The sequence below is a fragment of the Flavicella sp. genome (genome assembly GCF_037132785.1).
Taxonomy (GTDB): domain Bacteria; phylum Bacteroidota; class Bacteroidia; order Flavobacteriales; family Flavobacteriaceae; genus Flavicella.
The window spans coordinates 1-16,605 of the sequence record NZ_JBAHZZ010000194.1; the positions used below are offsets into that span (position 1 = coordinate 1).

The 16,605-nt window shown below is 31.0% G+C and carries 15 protein-coding genes and 1 pseudogene; 8 read left to right on the top strand and 8 right to left on the bottom strand.

All coding sequences use genetic code 11. The annotated features are described in order from the left end of the window. Positions 1-136: pseudogene (locus V5787_RS12230) on the top strand (IS1595 family transposase); the annotation flags it as partial. A gap of 823 nt (positions 137-959) precedes the next feature. Here V5787_RS12230 and V5787_RS12235 read toward each other — a convergent pair. From V5787_RS12235 to V5787_RS12270, 8 genes are all read right to left on the bottom strand, one after another. After that, positions 960-1,514 carry an acyl-CoA thioesterase gene (locus V5787_RS12235; RefSeq protein WP_336893487.1) on the bottom strand — a complete coding sequence of 185 codons (555 nt, stop codon included), beginning with the start codon at positions 1,512-1,514 and terminating at the stop codon, positions 960-962. Between the two features lie 199 nt (positions 1,515-1,713). Continuing rightward, entirely contained in the window at positions 1,714-2,892 is a 1,179-nt protein-coding gene (locus V5787_RS12240) for a class I SAM-dependent methyltransferase (protein ID WP_336893488.1), read from the bottom strand. A 16-nt stretch (positions 2,893-2,908) separates the two neighbouring features. Further along, a complete protein-coding gene (locus V5787_RS12245) occupies positions 2,909-3,991 on the bottom strand; it encodes an AI-2E family transporter (RefSeq protein WP_336893489.1) in 1,083 nt (360 codons plus the stop codon). Positions 3,992-4,069: 78 nt separating this feature from the next. After that, positions 4,070-4,702 carry an acyl carrier protein phosphodiesterase gene (locus V5787_RS12250; RefSeq protein ID WP_336893490.1) on the bottom strand — a complete coding sequence of 211 codons (633 nt, stop codon included), beginning with the start codon at positions 4,700-4,702 and terminating at the stop codon, positions 4,070-4,072. A 152-nt stretch (positions 4,703-4,854) separates the two neighbouring features. Beyond that, complete coding sequence (gene dnaN, locus V5787_RS12255) at positions 4,855-5,973, bottom strand: DNA polymerase III subunit beta (RefSeq protein ID WP_336893491.1); 1,119 nt, start codon at positions 5,971-5,973, stop codon at positions 4,855-4,857. Between the two features lie 215 nt (positions 5,974-6,188). Further along, positions 6,189-7,520, bottom strand: a complete 1,332-nt coding sequence (locus V5787_RS12260) for a PhoH family protein (protein WP_336893492.1) — start codon at positions 7,518-7,520, stop codon at positions 6,189-6,191. 148 nt (positions 7,521-7,668) lie between these two features. After that, complete coding sequence (locus V5787_RS12265; protein WP_336893493.1) at positions 7,669-8,751, bottom strand: ABC transporter permease; 1,083 nt, start codon at positions 8,749-8,751, stop codon at positions 7,669-7,671. A 7-nt stretch (positions 8,752-8,758) separates the two neighbouring features. Beyond that, positions 8,759-10,897: a carboxy terminal-processing peptidase gene (locus tag V5787_RS12270; protein WP_336893494.1), complete on the bottom strand. Its 2,139-nt coding sequence runs from the start codon at positions 10,895-10,897 to the stop codon at positions 8,759-8,761. Positions 10,898-11,134: 237 nt separating this feature from the next. Here V5787_RS12270 and surE point away from each other — a divergent pair, with 237 nt between their 5' ends. From surE to V5787_RS12305, 7 genes are all read left to right on the top strand, one after another. Continuing rightward, entirely contained in the window at positions 11,135-11,905 is a 771-nt protein-coding gene (surE, locus tag V5787_RS12275; RefSeq protein ID WP_336893495.1) for a 5'/3'-nucleotidase SurE, read from the top strand. 1 nt (position 11,906) lies between these two features. After that, positions 11,907-12,191 (top strand): hypothetical protein, encoded by a 285-nt coding sequence (locus tag V5787_RS12280; RefSeq protein WP_336893496.1) that lies wholly within the window; start codon positions 11,907-11,909, stop codon positions 12,189-12,191. A gap of 2 nt (positions 12,192-12,193) precedes the next feature. Further along, positions 12,194-13,303, top strand: coding sequence for a lipid-A-disaccharide synthase (gene lpxB / locus V5787_RS12285; protein WP_336893497.1), 1,110 nt, complete (start codon positions 12,194-12,196; stop codon positions 13,301-13,303). Positions 13,304-13,635: 332 nt separating this feature from the next. Further along, positions 13,636-14,496, top strand: a complete 861-nt coding sequence (locus V5787_RS12290; protein ID WP_336893498.1) for a 1,4-dihydroxy-2-naphthoyl-CoA synthase — start codon at positions 13,636-13,638, stop codon at positions 14,494-14,496. A gap of 38 nt (positions 14,497-14,534) precedes the next feature. Then, positions 14,535-15,407 (top strand): formyltetrahydrofolate deformylase, encoded by an 873-nt coding sequence (gene purU / locus V5787_RS12295; protein WP_336893499.1) that lies wholly within the window; start codon positions 14,535-14,537, stop codon positions 15,405-15,407. 16 nt (positions 15,408-15,423) lie between these two features. Beyond that, positions 15,424-16,035, top strand: coding sequence for a fumarylacetoacetate hydrolase family protein (locus V5787_RS12300; RefSeq protein ID WP_336893500.1), 612 nt, complete (start codon positions 15,424-15,426; stop codon positions 16,033-16,035). A gap of 304 nt (positions 16,036-16,339) precedes the next feature. Then, positions 16,340-16,605: transposase (locus tag V5787_RS12305; RefSeq protein WP_336893501.1), on the top strand; the 266-nt coding region annotated here is incomplete at its 3' end.

Sequence of the window (16,605 nt, forward strand, 5' to 3'; positions counted from 1 at the left end):
AGCTTACTTTGATGAATTTTGTTTTAGAATTAATAGGTCACAATACAAAGAATCCATTTTTCATAAAACAATTCTTAGAATGGTACTACAAAAACCTAAATATCAAAAAAACATAAAACAGACACTAGGCGTATAACTCAGGCAATTTATATAGAAGTCCTGGGATAATTGCCACTAATTCTGAAAAATAAAGGAAAATGAACCAAAAAATAGATCCATAACTAACATAAACAATGAAAATAATGAAAAAAAACATAAATTTTAGATTAAAAAAGTCAAAATTGAAATCTAAAATTGATGAGAGCATTACGCAACGGTCTTTATTAATTAATTGACTTTCAGTAGAGTGATATATTTATTTTAATTCTTATAATAATAAATAACTTTACCTTGTAGTCTCGAACAGTAAGAAAAATTATTGTTTTAATCGAGTTATACCAATTAAACATCAAAATGATTGATTAAATTAGTTTCTATTTTCTTTATATTTCAATATAAAATAGAACCGTAACTAGGCTATGATTCTATTTTTTATTTCATCTAAAGAAAATAATAATTCAAATTTATTATCAACCACTCTGAAATTCATTTGGTATTACCTCCCCCCCACAAAAACGACATAAATCAACCTCATAATTTAATAAGTATCCTTCTTTTCTGAATAATTCGGTGAATTCAGGGCATAAACCAGGAAAGAAATTGATAATTTTTAAAAAAATGAATTATCAAATGGAATCTCCTCAGAGGGTAGTGTAAGCAAGTTGTCCTAGTCCATTGACATAACTCAGTTTGAAATGTGTTTAATTGAATGGGAAATTCTATTTTATTTAAGACGGTATCGTAAACTAATGAAAAATAAATCCTCAAAAAATCATCAATTAAACTAAAACACAGAAAGCTGCGTAGAATCGATAATATTTGCTAAAAGCTTAAATGTAAAAAGATGATTATGCCCTGTTTTAATCGTCTTGTAACTCAATAATTACATTGTGTTTTTTTATTTCGTCTTTGTACTTTTCGTACGAGAATTCATCTTTATGGAAATTTCGTTTTCTCTGCCTTTTCATATTCAGACGATCTAAGGATCTTATAAACCTTCGTACACCTTCTTTACTCATCAATTTTAATTTTGGAACTTCTGCATTACTTCCGTCATCATTTTTAGCAACCATTAAAAAATAGGAAGAGTTGCAATGTTTAATTTCCCCTGTATGAATGTTTTCTGAAGTAACACGAATCCCCACAGTCATAGAAGTTTTTCCAACATAATTTACTCTTGCCTTTAAGGTCAGTAATTCACCAACTTCAACAGGGTTTAAAAAATCAACAGTATTAATTGAAGCTGTAACACAATATTTACCAGAATATTTAGAACTACATGCAAAAGCAATTTGATCCATTAAATTTAAGATATAACCTCCATGGATTTTTCCGCTGAAATTAGAATTTGATGGAAGCATTAATTCCGTAATAGTAACAGAAGACTCTTTAGATGTTTTTACTTTTACAAACATAAGTGATTGTTTAATTCTTTGCAAAAATACATATTATATACTTTGGGAACGTGGTTTTAGAACTTAAGGTTATATTTTCATGATTGTGAAAAAGACAATGATGGATTTTCTATATAAGTTAATTTAACATCTGTTTTATTATGGTATTCTTGCTGACGATTTTTATTTATATTGACCTGCGTTTAGTTACATGAAAAATCTATAGTTTAGAACAAGCTAATACCTTTTTGTTGTTTTCAATATTGGTAGTGAAGAATAAATAGATATTTCCACCATCTTTAATTTTTGTCTTTTTTCGTATCTGAGCAACAGTTTCCGGGAAATTTCTAGTAGTAATATTCGCTTTTTTATCAGGTAAAAGTTTCATGATTTTTTTCTTATCATAATTTAAAACAGCATCAATTTTAAATATTCTTCCTGGAAAATCTTTATACAATTCGGTGGAAGTGTATAGGTGTGAATGCTGATGTAGTTTAGCAAGATTTAATTGAGATGACACCTCTTGAAATCCTCCTGATTTCATTATAGCAGCATTGGGTTCATATAGATAATTTTCGGCTAAACCATATCTACCTTGTTGAGTTGAGCCATATTCAAAACAAAAACTTTGTTTTTTCTCTTTAAGTATATTTATAGTGTTTATTATAATCGTATCAGCATATCCCTTCTCTAAAATAAAAAGAAGCTCTTTTACTTCGTTTTCTAACGCAATAATATGAATTTCTTTAACAAATTTCAATTCGTTAATTGTACTTGTTATGTCAAGTATTGGTGAGATTTTAATTAATATTTGATCCGAATACTCAAAAAAAGCATCTAAGTTATTAGGGACATTCGGTAAGCAATCGTTTAATAAAAATACTTTCCCCTTAATATCGTTTCTTCGAGATGGGTCAATATAAATCCAATCAAATTTTTTATTTAAATTTTTAATGACTTTTAAGCTATCTCCTTTATGTGTAATGATATTTTTAATATTCAAACGTTGACAGTTGGATGTAACAATATCTGAAAGTTCTGAATTCATTTCACAATGATGTACTTCTTTAAAAAACTCAGAAAAAAAAGTGCAATCAATACCAAAACCACCAGTAAGATCAATAATTGACTCTCCAAAGATTAATTTTGCTTTATAAAGAGCGGTTGATTCTGATGAAGTTTGTTCTAAGTTTAATTTTTTAGGATAATATATGTTTTCAGTTTTAAACCAAAGAGGTAATTTTTTTTTTGCCTTTTGTTTTCCTTCAATTTGTTGTGCCAGTTCTTGAGTGCTGACTTCAGGAAAAGGGCTTCCTTTTAATACAAGATTATTTAGATTGTTTTTTAAATTTTCTTGAATAAAACATTGAACCTCAGAGTTGAATAATTGGGTGTTCACAAAGTTTTGTTTATGGTTATAGGTCTTTGGTGAGTGATATAACAATTTTGTTGTCTGATAAAAACTCTTTAAGTATTACTTTTATTGCTGTATAGGAGGGTACTGCGACAATCATACCAACAATTCCGAACAATAACCCACCGACGATAATGATCAAGAAAATTTCTAAAGGATGAGATTTTACACTTTTAGAAAATATAATGGGCTGACTAAAGAAATTATCTATCAATTGTGCTATAAAATAACCTGTCATAACATACATGGTTGTTGGAAGTGTTTCATTTTGAAAATTCAAGCCTAAATTCTCGGTCATTGTTAAAACAAACATCAAGGCTCCGCCAATTAAAGGACCGACGTAAGGAATTAAATTTAAAAGGGCGCAGATAAAAGCGATGACAAGAGCGTTTTCTATACCGAAAATTAAAAGGACTGCGGTGTAAATTACAAATAGTATTGTAATTTGACAGATTAGACCTAAAAAGTATCTAGATAATAGTTCTTTGATAGTATTTACTGATTTTTCTACTCTTTTTACATTAGTATCTGAAATAAAAGCGAAGAAGCTGTTGTGCACAATTTCACTGTCTTTTAACAAGAAAAAGGTAATAAACAAAACTGAAAAAAGTCCCATTGCTAAAGAACCAATTCCGCTAATGATAGCCGTAAATATATCTGGAATGTTTTTTAATTTCGATAATAAATCAAGATTTTTTAACTCGTCAAAAATATTGATTCCTTTATTTAAAAAGAAAATATTTACTTTTAGGAATATTTTTTCTATCGTTGATTTAAATTCATCTGTATTTAAAAGAGATAAATTTTCACCTTGTTTTAAAACTAGAGGAATAAACATTCCGATAAGTCCTGTTACTAAAATTAAGAAAAACGACATGGTAATAATAACAGCTATGGTGTTGGGTAATTTTAATTTTTTTTTAAAAAAACTCATAAAAGGCCGTGAAATCAAACTTATGACTACAGCTATAACCAAATAAACAATCACAGATTGTATAGTGTATAAAAAATAAATAAATAGGATGGTGCCAGTTACGGTTAGTAAAGCTCTAACAATTCCATTAGAAAACGTTTTTGCGTCCATAATTTCTTTTTAGTGTTTTTTTCGTACAATTTAGTTTATCGTAAGAATTACAATATTACTAAAAATCTATTAAATTATTTAGGGGAAAGTTATGGGTAGTTTATTTTTATATAGAATCTTGCTGGCCAAATCCTTTTGGATATAATCATTAGAGAAATTTTGTAATTCGATAAAGAATATATTAAAATCACTCTCAAATTCTTGGTAATTAGAAATAAGATCCTCTTTAGCAAGATCCATTTGAGAAATTCCTTTAGTTCTTTTATTCATGCCCCAAAGAATTTTAGATATACCTTCAATGGTTCTATAATTGTATAGCCAGTTTTGTTTTTTCATATAAGGCAATAAATATTGTGTTTTGTCAGGAAGTATGTCAAAGTTATCATGTAACAATTGGTAGCTGTCTTGCGTAAAAGTATTCAAAGATGTATCTGAATATTCCAACCAGTTTTTTGCCAAATAGTGATCGTATAATATATCTATGATTACAGCTTTAAAATGCCCATATCTTTTGTGTAATCGGCGTTTGCTTTGTTTTACAACCTCATGAGTATCCGTAAAAGTGTCGATTGCTCTGTGGTGAATAATTCCTTTTTGAATTTCAATCGGCAAATGTACATAATTAGAGCCTTTTATTGCATCTGCGATAAAATTCCCTATTTTCCTTTCTGGATTGTCTTTTGCTAAGTATAAATGTGCTAAAAAGTTCATTCATGGAAGATACAATAATTGTTAGTGTTAAAAAGAAATAATAAAGAAGGGTGTAATTAATTATGTTTTTTTACGAATTTTATTCTTTTAAAAGGAAAAGCCCCACAACTAAAAAGTTACAGGGCTCTTATATTTAGAAGACGAATTTAGTCTTAGCTATTTAGCATTACTGGCATTACAAGCATTGTAATTTGTTCACCATCCTCATTCCCGTCAACAGGTGTTAAGATTCCTGCTCTATTTGGTAAAGACATTTCAATCAATACTTCTTCTGAAGTAAGATTGCTTAACATTTCTGTTAAAAAACGTGAATTGAAACCAATTTGCATATCGTCTCCTTGGTAATCACAATTTAATCTTTCGTCTGCTTTGTTTGCGTAATCAATATCTTCAGCTGAAATATTTAATTCCGTACCTGCCATTTTTAAGCGAATTTGGTGTGTAGTTTTACTAGAAAAAATAGAAACACGTTTTGTCGAGTTTAAGAATGACGCTCTGTCTACCGTTAATTTGTTTGGATTTTCTTTAGGGATTACTGCGTCGTAATTAGGGTATTTCCCATCGATCAAACGACAAATTAAGACAATATTATCAAACACAAACTTAGCGTTTGTATTGTTGTATTCAATGATTACATTCGTATTATTAAATCCTAAAATTCCTTTTAATAAATTCAAAGGCTTTTTAGGCATGATGAATTCAGCTGCTTCATTTGCAACAATATCCGTTCTTGTGTATTTTACTAGTTTATGAGCGTCGGTGGCAACAAATGTTAAACTATCTGTCTTAAACTGGAAAAAGACACCGCTCATTACAGGTCTTAAATCATCATTACCCGTTGCAAAAATCGTTTTGGAAATAGCAGTACTTAAAATGACAGCTGGAATTGATGTTGAACTTGGTTTGTCTAAAGAAATGGTTTTAGGGAATTCTTCACCGTCAAAATAAGCCATGTCGTATTTTCCTTGCTCTGAACTAATTTCAACTGTGTTTTTCTCATCTGTCTTAAAAGTTAATGGTTGGTTCGGAAAAGTTTTTAAAGTGTCCAATAATAATCTTGCAGAAATAGCAATACTTCCGTTAGATTCTGATTCAACATCAATAGTAGAGATTATTGTCGTTTCTAAATCAGAAGCAGAAATTGTCAATTCGTTCTGTTTCAATTCAAACAAAAAATTATCCAAAATAGGCAAGGTATTGTTGTTGTTAATAACTCCTCCTAATATTTGAAGTTGTTTTAATAATAGAGAACTAGATGCTATAAATTTCATTGTTAGTCTGTTTTAATCTGTCATTGTAATAGGTTGTATCTACAACTTGTTACTATTTGTTTTGCGAGAAGCAATTTATTTGCTATGCTTACTTGTAAGCATAGCAAATATATTATAAATAGAAAGGTGGACAAAGAAATGTTTTGAACAAAAAAAAGGCAATTGTTGAAAACATTTGCCTTTTAACATGAGTTTGGAGATCTTATTTTAATCCTTTATAATAACTTATTCGCAAGGTTTGCCAATTCTGATCGTTCTCCTTTTTCTAATTTTATATGAGCAAACAGTTCTTGTCCTTTTAGTTTGTCAATTATATAAGACAAGCCGTTACTTTGCTCGTCCATATATGGAGTGTCAATTTGATTGATGTCTCCAGTGAAAATTATCTTTGTTCCTTCTCCAGCTCTAGTAATAATAGTTTTGATTTCATGTGGAGTAAGATTTTGTGCTTCATCAACAATAAACATCACATTACTCAAGCTACGACCGCGAATAAAAGCGAGTGCAGTTAGTGTTAAGTAGCCACTAGTTTCCATCTCATCTAAAATTTTTCTTTTGCGTTCGTTTTCTCTAAATTGAGATTTGATAAATTTCAGATTATCCCATAAAGGTTGCATATAGGGAGATATTTTTTCGTCAGCTCCTCCTGGTAAAAAACCGATGTCTCTATTGCTTAATGGAATAATTGGTCGAGATAAAATAATTTGATCAAATTTGTTTTTTTGTTCTAATGCAGAAGCCAAGGCAAGCAGGGTTTTTCCTGTTCCGGCAACACCTTGCAAAGCAATTAATTTAATATCTGGGTTTAACAAAGCATCTAGTGCAAAAGTTTGTTCTGCATTTTTAGGTTTGATACCATAAGCATAAGTTTTTTCAATACGCTCTACCTGTTTGGTTTTGCTATTATACCTTGCTAAAACGGAGTCAGAAGATTTGTTTAATATATAATATCCATTGGCAGTTTTTTCATCTTTAAGTATACCATCTTCGTCGATTTTATTGTGATCGTAAAGGTTTTTAATAAAAGTAGGATCGATATTATCTAAATCAGCAACTCCGTCAAAAATATTTTTAATATTCTTAACCTTGCCTGTCAAATAATCTTCTGCGGATAAACCGATAGCTTTTGATTTGATTCTAAGGTTGATATCTTTGGTTACAAGAGTAACCTTTGCTTTGGTATATGCTTGTTGTGCTTCTAAAGCAGCATTGATAATTTTGTGGTCGTTTTTTTTGGCACCGTATACGGTTTCTGCATCTATGTCAAGTTTTAACGTAACCATAGCAATTTTTAAATTGCCTCTGTTTTTACCTAAAGAAATCCAGCTGTTTAATCCCTCTTTATCAGAGATTTTATCCAAAAACCTAATAACAGATCTCGCTTCAAAATTTTTGGTTTCATTTCCAATTTTAAAATGGTCTAATTCTTCTAAGACAGTGATAGGTATAATCACATTATTGTCTTGGAAATTGTTTATCGCATTGTGATCAAATAGAAGTACTGAGGTGTCCAATACAAATATCTTAGTAGTGTTCGTTTTCGTCATATATTGCTTTGTGTTTTCTTATTAAATATAGCAATGTTTATGGATGAAAGGTGTTCGAAGGAATAGAAGTTATTAGATTGATTTGTTAATAACTCGCAAAATTATTAATGGTTTATTGACCTTGTATTTGTTTTAATAAAAGAGGGTATTATCTATTTCTTTTAACATCTAAAGCGTCTCGGAGTGTGTTTCCTATCAGCATAAATGACATAACTAAGCTCATAATAGCCAAACCAGGAATGACAGCTAGGTAGGGTTTTCCTAAAATGATATAATTGAAGTGATCTTTAATAATTCCTCCCCAAGATGGAGTAGGAGGTTGTGCTCCGATTCCTAAAAAGCTCAAACCACTCTCTATTAGGATTGCTCCCGCAAAGTTTGCAGCAGAAATCACAATAATAGGAGCCATAATATTGGGAAGGATATGCTTAAAAATAATTCTGAAATTTGAGAAACCTAAAACTTTTGCAGCTTCTACGTATTGAAGTTTTTTTGCGCTTAAAATTTGACCCCGTACTACACGAGCAACTTCAACCCACATTGTAAGTCCGACAGCAATAAATACTTGCCAAAACCCTTTACCTAAGGCTAAGGTAATTGCGATTACTAATAATAAGGTAGGAATGGACCAAGTGATATTAATCAGCCACATGATAAATGCATCTGTTTTTCCTCCAAAATACCCAGCAGTTGCTCCTATGCTAATCCCCAGAAATAGTGAAATAAATACAGCAATAAAACCGATAAAGAATGATATTCTTGTTCCTATTAAAATTCTACTGAGTAAATCTCTTCCATACCTGTCAGTTCCAAAGTAAAAGGTTTTTGTTTGTATATAGTTTTCAATAGGGAGGTTGAAGTTTGATAATGCATAAGAGGTTTCTGTGTTTTTATTAGAAACAGAAGTTATATATAGGCTGTCGTTACTAATTCTGTAAGAAGAAATAGGGATTTCTATATTGGCGTTTGATTTTCCGTTTAATAAGAAGTCAAAGGTAGATTGTTTGTTTTCTGAAGGAATCTCTAGCATCGGTGTTTGAAATCCTGGTTTTTTTGAATGGATTTCTAAGTGCATTTGATTTGCGTTACTGGAGTTGTCTGGGCTAATTAGGTAGCAAAATACAGCGATAAATCCACAGAAAAAAACATAGGTAAACGATAACAGTCCAGTAGTACTTTGTTTAAACTTCTGGACTGCTTTATGGCTAAGAGAACTATTATTATTTCTCATTCAAATCTTATTCTTTAGCAATAAGATTGTAATTTACGGGTTCTAGCTCACTTAATACAGTTAGTGCTTCATCAATATAAATATCTTTTGTAAGATTCACATGCCATGCTTCACGTTTAAAAGCCAATGAACTATCTAGTTTGATTAAAGTTAATTCATTTAATGAAGATTTAAATTCAATTTCAGATTTGTGTTTAAACACGTCTTTAAACTGATCAATTTCTGATTGATGTTGTTTGTCTTCTTTTAAAGCTATATCAAAATTTAAAGAGAAAGTATTGATGTTTTGAGCATCTTTTAACCAAAGTGCGTATTCATTAATTTTGTTAAATTCTTCACTTTCAAAAATTCTAATCTTACTGTCGTTAATCACTTCATCAAGATTTTTGTAAAAGTTCATTTCAGAATATTCTGCTTTTTCAATTTTATCCCAGCCTAAGGGGTTATTTTGATCTCTTTCTCCAATTTCAACGTAACTATATTTGTCTGGCATAGTGATGTCAGAATGAACACCTTCTAATTGAGTTGATCCACCGTTGATTCTGTAAAACTTCTGAATGGTTAATTTAATAGCTCCTAGGTCATCAGGATAGTTGTAATATTTGTTTAGAGGAATAACATTTTGTACGGTTCCTTTACCATATGTTTGGTTACTTCCGATGATAATAGCTCTTTTATAGTCTTGCATTGCTGCTGCTAAAATTTCAGAAGCAGAAGCAGATAATTCGTTTACTAGAATTACTAAAGGACCATCCCATTGCATTCTAGGATCTGTATCTTTTTTTACAAGAGGTTTGTTATCTCTGTATTTAACTTGAACAATAGGTCCCGTATTAATAAATAACCCTCCAATTTCAATAGCTGTTTTTAAAGAGCCACCACCATTGTTGCGAAGGTCAATTAATAAGCCTTCGATATTTTCCTTTTTTAATGCTTCAATTTCTTTTTCCATATCTGAACCAGAATTTCTTCCATCTGGATCCTCAAAGTCAATATAGAATTTAGGTAAATTGATTAGACCATATTTTTTACCGTCTTTGATAGCAATACTAGATTTTAAAAATGTGTCTTCTAGTTCTACTACATCTCGAATGATGGTAATTTGCTGTATTGAGTTGTCAACTTTTTTTACTGTAAGAATTACCTCTGTACCTTTTTTACCTTTTATAAGTTTGATGGCATTGTGCAAACGCATTCCAACGATATCAACACTTTCTTCATCTTTCTGTGCCACTTTTAGAATAATATCTCCAACTTCAAGGTCTCCTTGTTTCCAAGCAGGTCCTCCAGAGACTAATTCAACAATTTTAGTGTAATCATTTTTTTCCTGTAATATAGCTCCAATACCTTCAATTTTACCAGAGATATTAATGTCAAATTGTTCTTTTATTCTTGGTGGAAAATAGGTTGTATGTGGGTCAAACTCTTCCACCATACAGTTGAGAAACGTAGAAAACCAGTCGGTATGATCTAATTCAGAAATCCTTTCGTAGAAATCATTGATGTTTTCCAAGGTTTTTTTACGTGCTTCAATCTCTAAGGTTTTAAAATCTTTTTTTATGTATTTTTCATCCTCTTTAGCTTTGTCTTCTTCAATTTCAATCAAGGGTTGAAGCCTGTTAAGGGTATTAAATTTCATTTGCTTTCTCCAAGAATCAATCAATTTATTTTTATTCTTTGCAAAATCAATTTCATCATAATTCATTTTAATCACTTCTATCTTCTCAAAGTCAAAAGGATTTGCTAAAATTTCTTTATAATAGGCTCTAGTTTCATCTAATCTCAACTGAAAACGATCCATCACATATGTGTAAAAGCTAAGATCTTCACGTTTTAACTGATCATCTATTATATATTTAAACTGAGAAAAATCTTCTAAATCACTTTTGATAAAATATCTTTTTACAGGATCCATTTCATCAATAAATTTTGTATAAACAGCTATTGAAAAATCGTCATTTAACTCTTTGGGTTGGTAGTGTCCGTTTTTTAAGATATAACGCAGTATACCAACAAGAACTTTGTCCTTTTTTGGGTCAGGATTTATTGTTGGTTCATAAGTAAAACCAAACAAAATTCCGATTAAGAGAATTAAAGTTACTGCAACTTGTATTTTCTTTTTAAGACTAAATATATGTTTTTTCAAATGATTGTATTTTATAGAGTGATCAAATTAGTTTATTATATTGCGCTACGACTAAGATACATCCAATTTTTGTAATGAAATGGGAAAACATTGAAAAGATGTACTTAATAAGTATCCTTAATTTATACCTCCATGCAAGTGTACGAAATACTCTATATATTTAATCTTTAGAAAATGTTAAATATTCAAACATCTATCGTATAAATTATAGTAAATTTGTTTTTTTAAACCTTTTTTATGGACAAAAGACCCTTGATACTTGTAACAAATGATGATGGTATAACAGCACCTGGAATTCGTAAATTAATCGAAGTAATGAAGGATATGGGAGATGTTGTAGTGGTTGCTCCAGACAATCCTCAAAGCGGAAAAGGGCATGCGATAACATTGGATGCGACCTTATATATAAATAAATTGACAAAGGAAAATTCAACAATTCAAGAATACACCTGTTCTGGTACACCAGCAGATTGTGTGAAAATTGGAATTAAGGAAGTCTTGAAAAGAAAACCAGATCTATGCGTTTCAGGGATCAACCATGGGTCCAACGCATCTATTAATGTGATTTATTCAGGTACCATGAGTGCAGCTGTAGAGGCTGGAATTGAAGGAATTCCTTCAATTGGTTTTTCATTATTAGACTATGATTTGGATGCGGATTTTGAAGGGTTAGAACCTTATGTTAAAAAAATAACACAAAATGTTTTGGATAATGGTTTGCCAGATGGAGTGGTTTTAAATGTGAATTTCCCTAAAAAATCAGACACACCGTTTAAAGGAATAAAAATAGCACGACAAGCAAGAGCTAATTGGAATGAGAAATTTGATAAACGCATCAATCCTATGGGGAAAGAGTATTATTGGTTGACAGGTGTTTTTGAGAATTTAGACGGAGGAGAGGACACAGATGAATTTGCTTTAGAAAATAATTATGTAACTATTGTACCTGTGCAATTTGATCTAACAGCTCATCATTTTATACAAACATTAAATACTTGGAAGTTGTAAAATGAGTACGCCAAAAGAAATAATTATTGGATTTTGTGTGGCAATATTAGCGACACTTGCTGGGAGTTATCTGTATATAGAGTTGTTTTCAAAATTTGATGTTGTGACTACATTTGAAATGATTCAAGATGGCGATTTACATGGACAAATTATTACCTTGGGGGCGATCGCTAATATTTTTGTGTTTTTTGTTTATCTGAAAAAAAACCAAGAAGCAAGGGCTAAAGGAGTTTTATTGGCTACCATTGTAATTGCATTGGTAACGCTTTTATCAAAATTTATATAACTATGAAGTATTATATTATTGCTGGTGAAGCATCAGGAGATTTACATGCATCTAATATGATGAAATCTTTAAAGAAACAAGATCGAGAAGCTGAATTTCGATTTTGGGGAGGTGATTTAATGGAAGAAGTTGGTGGTACTTTGGTAAAGCATTATAAGGAACTTTCGTTTATGGGCTTTATTGAAATTTTAATGAATCTTCCTACTATATTGGGAAATGTCAAATTTTGTAAAAAAGACATTGCCAGTTATCAGCCAGATGTTCTTATTTTTATCGATTATTCTGGTTTCAATTTAAGAATTGCAAAGTGGGCAAAAGAACAAGGTTTTAAAACCAATTATTATATATCTCCTCAAGTATGGGCAAGTAGAGCAAAACGTGTGGTTGATATCAAAAGGGATATTGACAATATGTATGTTATTCTGCCTTTTGAAAAGGAATTTTATAAAAAACACGATTTTGATGTGAATTTTGTAGGTCATCCCCTAATTGATGCGATTTCAAACAGGAAAGTTATGGATGAAGTTTGTTTCCGAAAGGAAAATAAGCTTAATAAAAAACCGATTATTGCCTTGTTGCCAGGAAGTAGAAAACAAGAGATTACAAAAATGTTATCTGTAATGCTTTCTTTGGTTGATGAATATAAAGAGTATCAATTTGTAATTGCCGGAGCTCCTAGTCAGGAATTTGAATTTTATAATACATTTATCTATACAAATAATGTCAGTTTTGTGGCTAATAAAACCTATGATCTATTATCTATAGCTAAAGTAGCCATAGTGGCATCTGGTACAGCAACTTTAGAAACGGCTTTGTTTAAAATTCCTCAGATAGTTTGTTATAAAAGCAGTAGTATTTCTTATCAAATAGCGAAAAAAATTATTACACTGAAATATATTTCTTTGGTCAATTTAATTATGGATAGAGAGGTGGTTAAAGAGTTGATTCAGAACGATTTTAATAAAATTAATTTAAAAATAGAATTGAATAAAATTTTAGAAGTCGATTTTCGAAACGAAATATTGAAGAACTATGCTGTTTTAGAGGAGAAACTTGGAGGTTCGGGAGCATCAGAAAAAGTGGCTTATTTACTTTATAATGCAAATAAGTGATTATTGTATTTCTTTGGGCTTTTTTGAGGCTTGATTAGTTGTTGCTTAATTATTCCTCAATTGGCTCATCTTCAATTACAGGATTGTCTTTGGCTTTTTTAAGCATTTGAAAGGCAAATTATTTTAGATAACCATGTAATTATGGGGGCTACGGTTTTCTTCGTCCTTGTTTAGTATCAGAGATTCTAAATTTTAAAGATTTCTTCAAAGAATGCAAAGTTGCAGATTAAACGATGTTAATGAAGCGGGGGATATTGTTTTTTAAGTAACTATGGAATAAACTTTCAATCTTTTTTCAATTATTATATATTTACAACCTAAATAAAACAATTATGACACATGCGAATTGGCAGCCTGTTAAACCTTCTATTCACTTAGGAGAAGAATATAAAGATATTACCTATAGGAAATCTGGAAATGTGGCAAGGATAGCGTTTAATAGACCAAATGTAAGAAATGCATTTCGTCCAAGGACTACTACAGAATTATATGATGCTTTTTATAATGCTCAAGAAGATAATGATATTGGTGTGATTTTGCTCTCAGCGGAGGGACCTTCTACAAAGGATGGAGTTTATTCATTTTGCTCAGGAGGAGATCAATCGGTTCGTGGGCATAAAGGTTATGTTGGTGATGATGGAGCACATCGTTTAAATATTCTTGAGGTACAACGTTTAATACGATTTATGCCCAAAGTTGTTATAGCAGTTGTTCCAGGTTGGGCAGTTGGTGGTGGACATAGTTTACATGTGATTTGTGATTTGACTTTAGCGAGTAAGGAACATGCTATTTTTAAACAAACCGATGCGGATGTAACTAGCTTTGACGGTGGTTATGGTTCTGCGTATTTGGCAAAAATGGTAGGGCAAAAGAAAGCCAGAGAAATATTTTTTCTAGGGAGAAATTATTCTGCACAAGATGCTTTTGAAATGGGTATGGTAAACGCTGTGATACCACATGAAGAGTTAGAAGATACTGCCTATGAGTGGGCTCAAGAAATTTTAGAGAAATCTCCAATGTCAATAAAAATGCTAAAATTCGCAATGAATTTAACTGATGATGGAATGGTTGGTCAACAGATTTTTGCTGGTGAAGCAACTCGTTTAGCGTATATGACAGAGGAAGCTAAAGAAGGGAGAAATGCCTTTTTAGAAAAAAGAAAACCTAATTTTGATAAAAAATACATTGTTTAAAGATCTGTATTTATCAATAATTTAAGAAAATAAAAATAATGAAACCACAAATAGTTACCTTTTTAATTAAATGTTTTGATCAAAAGGGAATCATTGCCAGATTGACACATTTTTTCTATCAAGAGGGGTTTAATATTGTAAGTTCACAGCAATATTCGAATGAAGAAGAACAGCGTTTTTTTATGAGATTACGTGTAGCGTCTGATGTTTCCGTAATTTTGAGTAAAGAGCAGCTAGAAGAACGGTTTGCTAGATTGGCTGATTTGTATAATATTACTTGGAGTGTTGATTATGGTCGTAAAAAGCAAAAAATCGCAATTATGGTGTCACATACAAGTCATAATATTTACGATTTATTGCACCGCCATAAGGAAGGTAAACTCTTTTGTGATGTTAAAATTGTGGTGAGTAATCATGAAAAATTACGTCCAGTTGCTGAGATGTTCGGGATTCCGTTTCATCATTTACCTGTCTCGAAGGAAACAAGAAAAGCACAAGAAACCGATTTGATTGAGCTATTTGATAGTAATGATATTGATTTGATTGTGATGGCGAGATATATGCAAATATTAACCAATGATTTTATCAATCATTACCCAAGTAAAATTATAAATATTCATCATTCATTTTTACCGGCATTTCAAGGCGCAAATCCTTATAGAAGAGCATACGAACGAGGTGTTAAATTGATTGGAGCTACGGCTCATTATGCAACAGAGGAATTGGATGAAGGGCCGATTATCGAGCAGGGTGTAGAGCGTGTTACTCATGAGAGTTCAGCTATTTCTCTAAAGAAAATAGGCGCTGATATTGAAACAATGGTATTGGCAAGAGCTGTAAGCTGTCATTTAAATAATCAAATTATAGTCGATGGAAATAAGGCAATTGTTTTTCCAATGACCGGAGAATAAAAAGAAACAAAAAACGATGAAGATTATTTGTATTGGTAGAAATTACAAGAAGCATATTGAAGAATTAGAAAATGAAAGACCTACAGAACCCGTGTTTTTCTTAAAACCTGATTCGGCAATTTTACCGAAAAAAACGCCTTTTTTTAGACCTGACTTTAGCAGTGAGATACATTATGAGGTAGAAATTTTGGTAAAGATTAATAAAGTAGGAAAGCATATAGATGCAAGATTCGCTCATAAATACTATGATGAGTTAGGTTTAGGAATTGATTTTACTGCTAGAGATGTTCAAAGAATATGTAAGGAAAAAGGCTTGCCTTGGGAAAAATCAAAAGCTTTTGACGGTAGTGCTGTACTAGGTGAATTTGTGCCAAAAGAAACTTTAGGAAATTTACAAGACCTTTCTTTTTCTATGAAAAAAAACGATCAACTTGTTCAAGAGGGAAATTCAAACTCTATGTTGTGGAAGATTGACGAACTTATTGAATATGTGTCACAATTTCTTACTTTAAAAAAAGGAGATGTCCTTTTTACAGGAACACCTTCTGGAGTTGGAGTAGTTGCTGAAAATGATATTCTTATTGGTGAGCTCAATGGAAATAAAAATTTTGAAATAAAAATAAAATAAGAGTTACAATACTTAGTTAGACGGTTTCGTTTCTTAAAGATGTGCCCAGAATTTTTGAATTGTAATAGAGGAATTTCACAAAACCATTTTTCATGCCATTTTGACATTCAAATGACGCATTAAATTCGTTTCTTTTTCATGAATATTTCATACAAAAATAAAACCGTATCGGAGCTATGTTTCTGTTTTTGTTGCTTGTCTGAATAAAAATTTAAGACCGTTGCAAGGTACATGACAAAAACAAAGACCCAAACTTAGGATGTATATCATTGTTTGTTAGCTTGTTAAGGCGTGTATTTAAGTTATGAAACTACAAATAACACCTGCTTTTTCAGATAGCATTTGTGATTTACGTACAAGAAAGATAAAAGCTACATTTTTTAGTCAAATAAATATTCTTATCGATTGGGATCGCATTTCAAAAATAACAGACAAGGACTATTCCAGGGGTAAAAGTGCCGTTGGTAAGCCTTCCTATGATGGTTTGTTTCTTTTTAAAATGTGTCTTTTGCAGAGTTGGTATGGTTTAAGCGATTACGAAGTAGAAGATAGACTTAACGATAGTTTATC

What these genes read in the sequence shown, in the direction of transcription:
- V5787_RS12265 (WP_336893493.1), bottom strand. Translation starts at nt 8,751, where the DNA reads ATGAGAAATAATAATAGTTCTCTTAGCCATAAAGCAGTCCAGAAGTTT.
- V5787_RS12280 (WP_336893496.1), top strand. Translation starts at nt 11,907, where the DNA reads ATGAGTACGCCAAAAGAAATAATTATTGGATTTTGTGTGGCAATATTA.
- lpxB (WP_336893497.1), top strand. Translation starts at nt 12,194, where the DNA reads ATGAAGTATTATATTATTGCTGGTGAAGCATCAGGAGATTTACATGCA.
- surE (WP_336893495.1), top strand. Translation starts at nt 11,135, where the DNA reads ATGGACAAAAGACCCTTGATACTTGTAACAAATGATGATGGTATAACA.
- V5787_RS12260 (WP_336893492.1), bottom strand. Translation starts at nt 7,520, where the DNA reads ATGACGAAAACGAACACTACTAAGATATTTGTATTGGACACCTCAGTA.
- V5787_RS12250 (WP_336893490.1), bottom strand. Translation starts at nt 4,702, where the DNA reads ATGAACTTTTTAGCACATTTATACTTAGCAAAAGACAATCCAGAAAGG.
- V5787_RS12300 (WP_336893500.1), top strand. Translation starts at nt 15,424, where the DNA reads ATGAAGATTATTTGTATTGGTAGAAATTACAAGAAGCATATTGAAGAA.
- purU (WP_336893499.1), top strand. Translation starts at nt 14,535, where the DNA reads ATGAAACCACAAATAGTTACCTTTTTAATTAAATGTTTTGATCAAAAG.
- V5787_RS12235 (WP_336893487.1), bottom strand. Translation starts at nt 1,514, where the DNA reads ATGTTTGTAAAAGTAAAAACATCTAAAGAGTCTTCTGTTACTATTACG.
- V5787_RS12290 (WP_336893498.1), top strand. Translation starts at nt 13,636, where the DNA reads ATGACACATGCGAATTGGCAGCCTGTTAAACCTTCTATTCACTTAGGA.
- V5787_RS12245 (WP_336893489.1), bottom strand. Translation starts at nt 3,991, where the DNA reads ATGGACGCAAAAACGTTTTCTAATGGAATTGTTAGAGCTTTACTAACC.
- dnaN (WP_336893491.1), bottom strand. Translation starts at nt 5,973, where the DNA reads ATGAAATTTATAGCATCTAGTTCTCTATTATTAAAACAACTTCAAATA.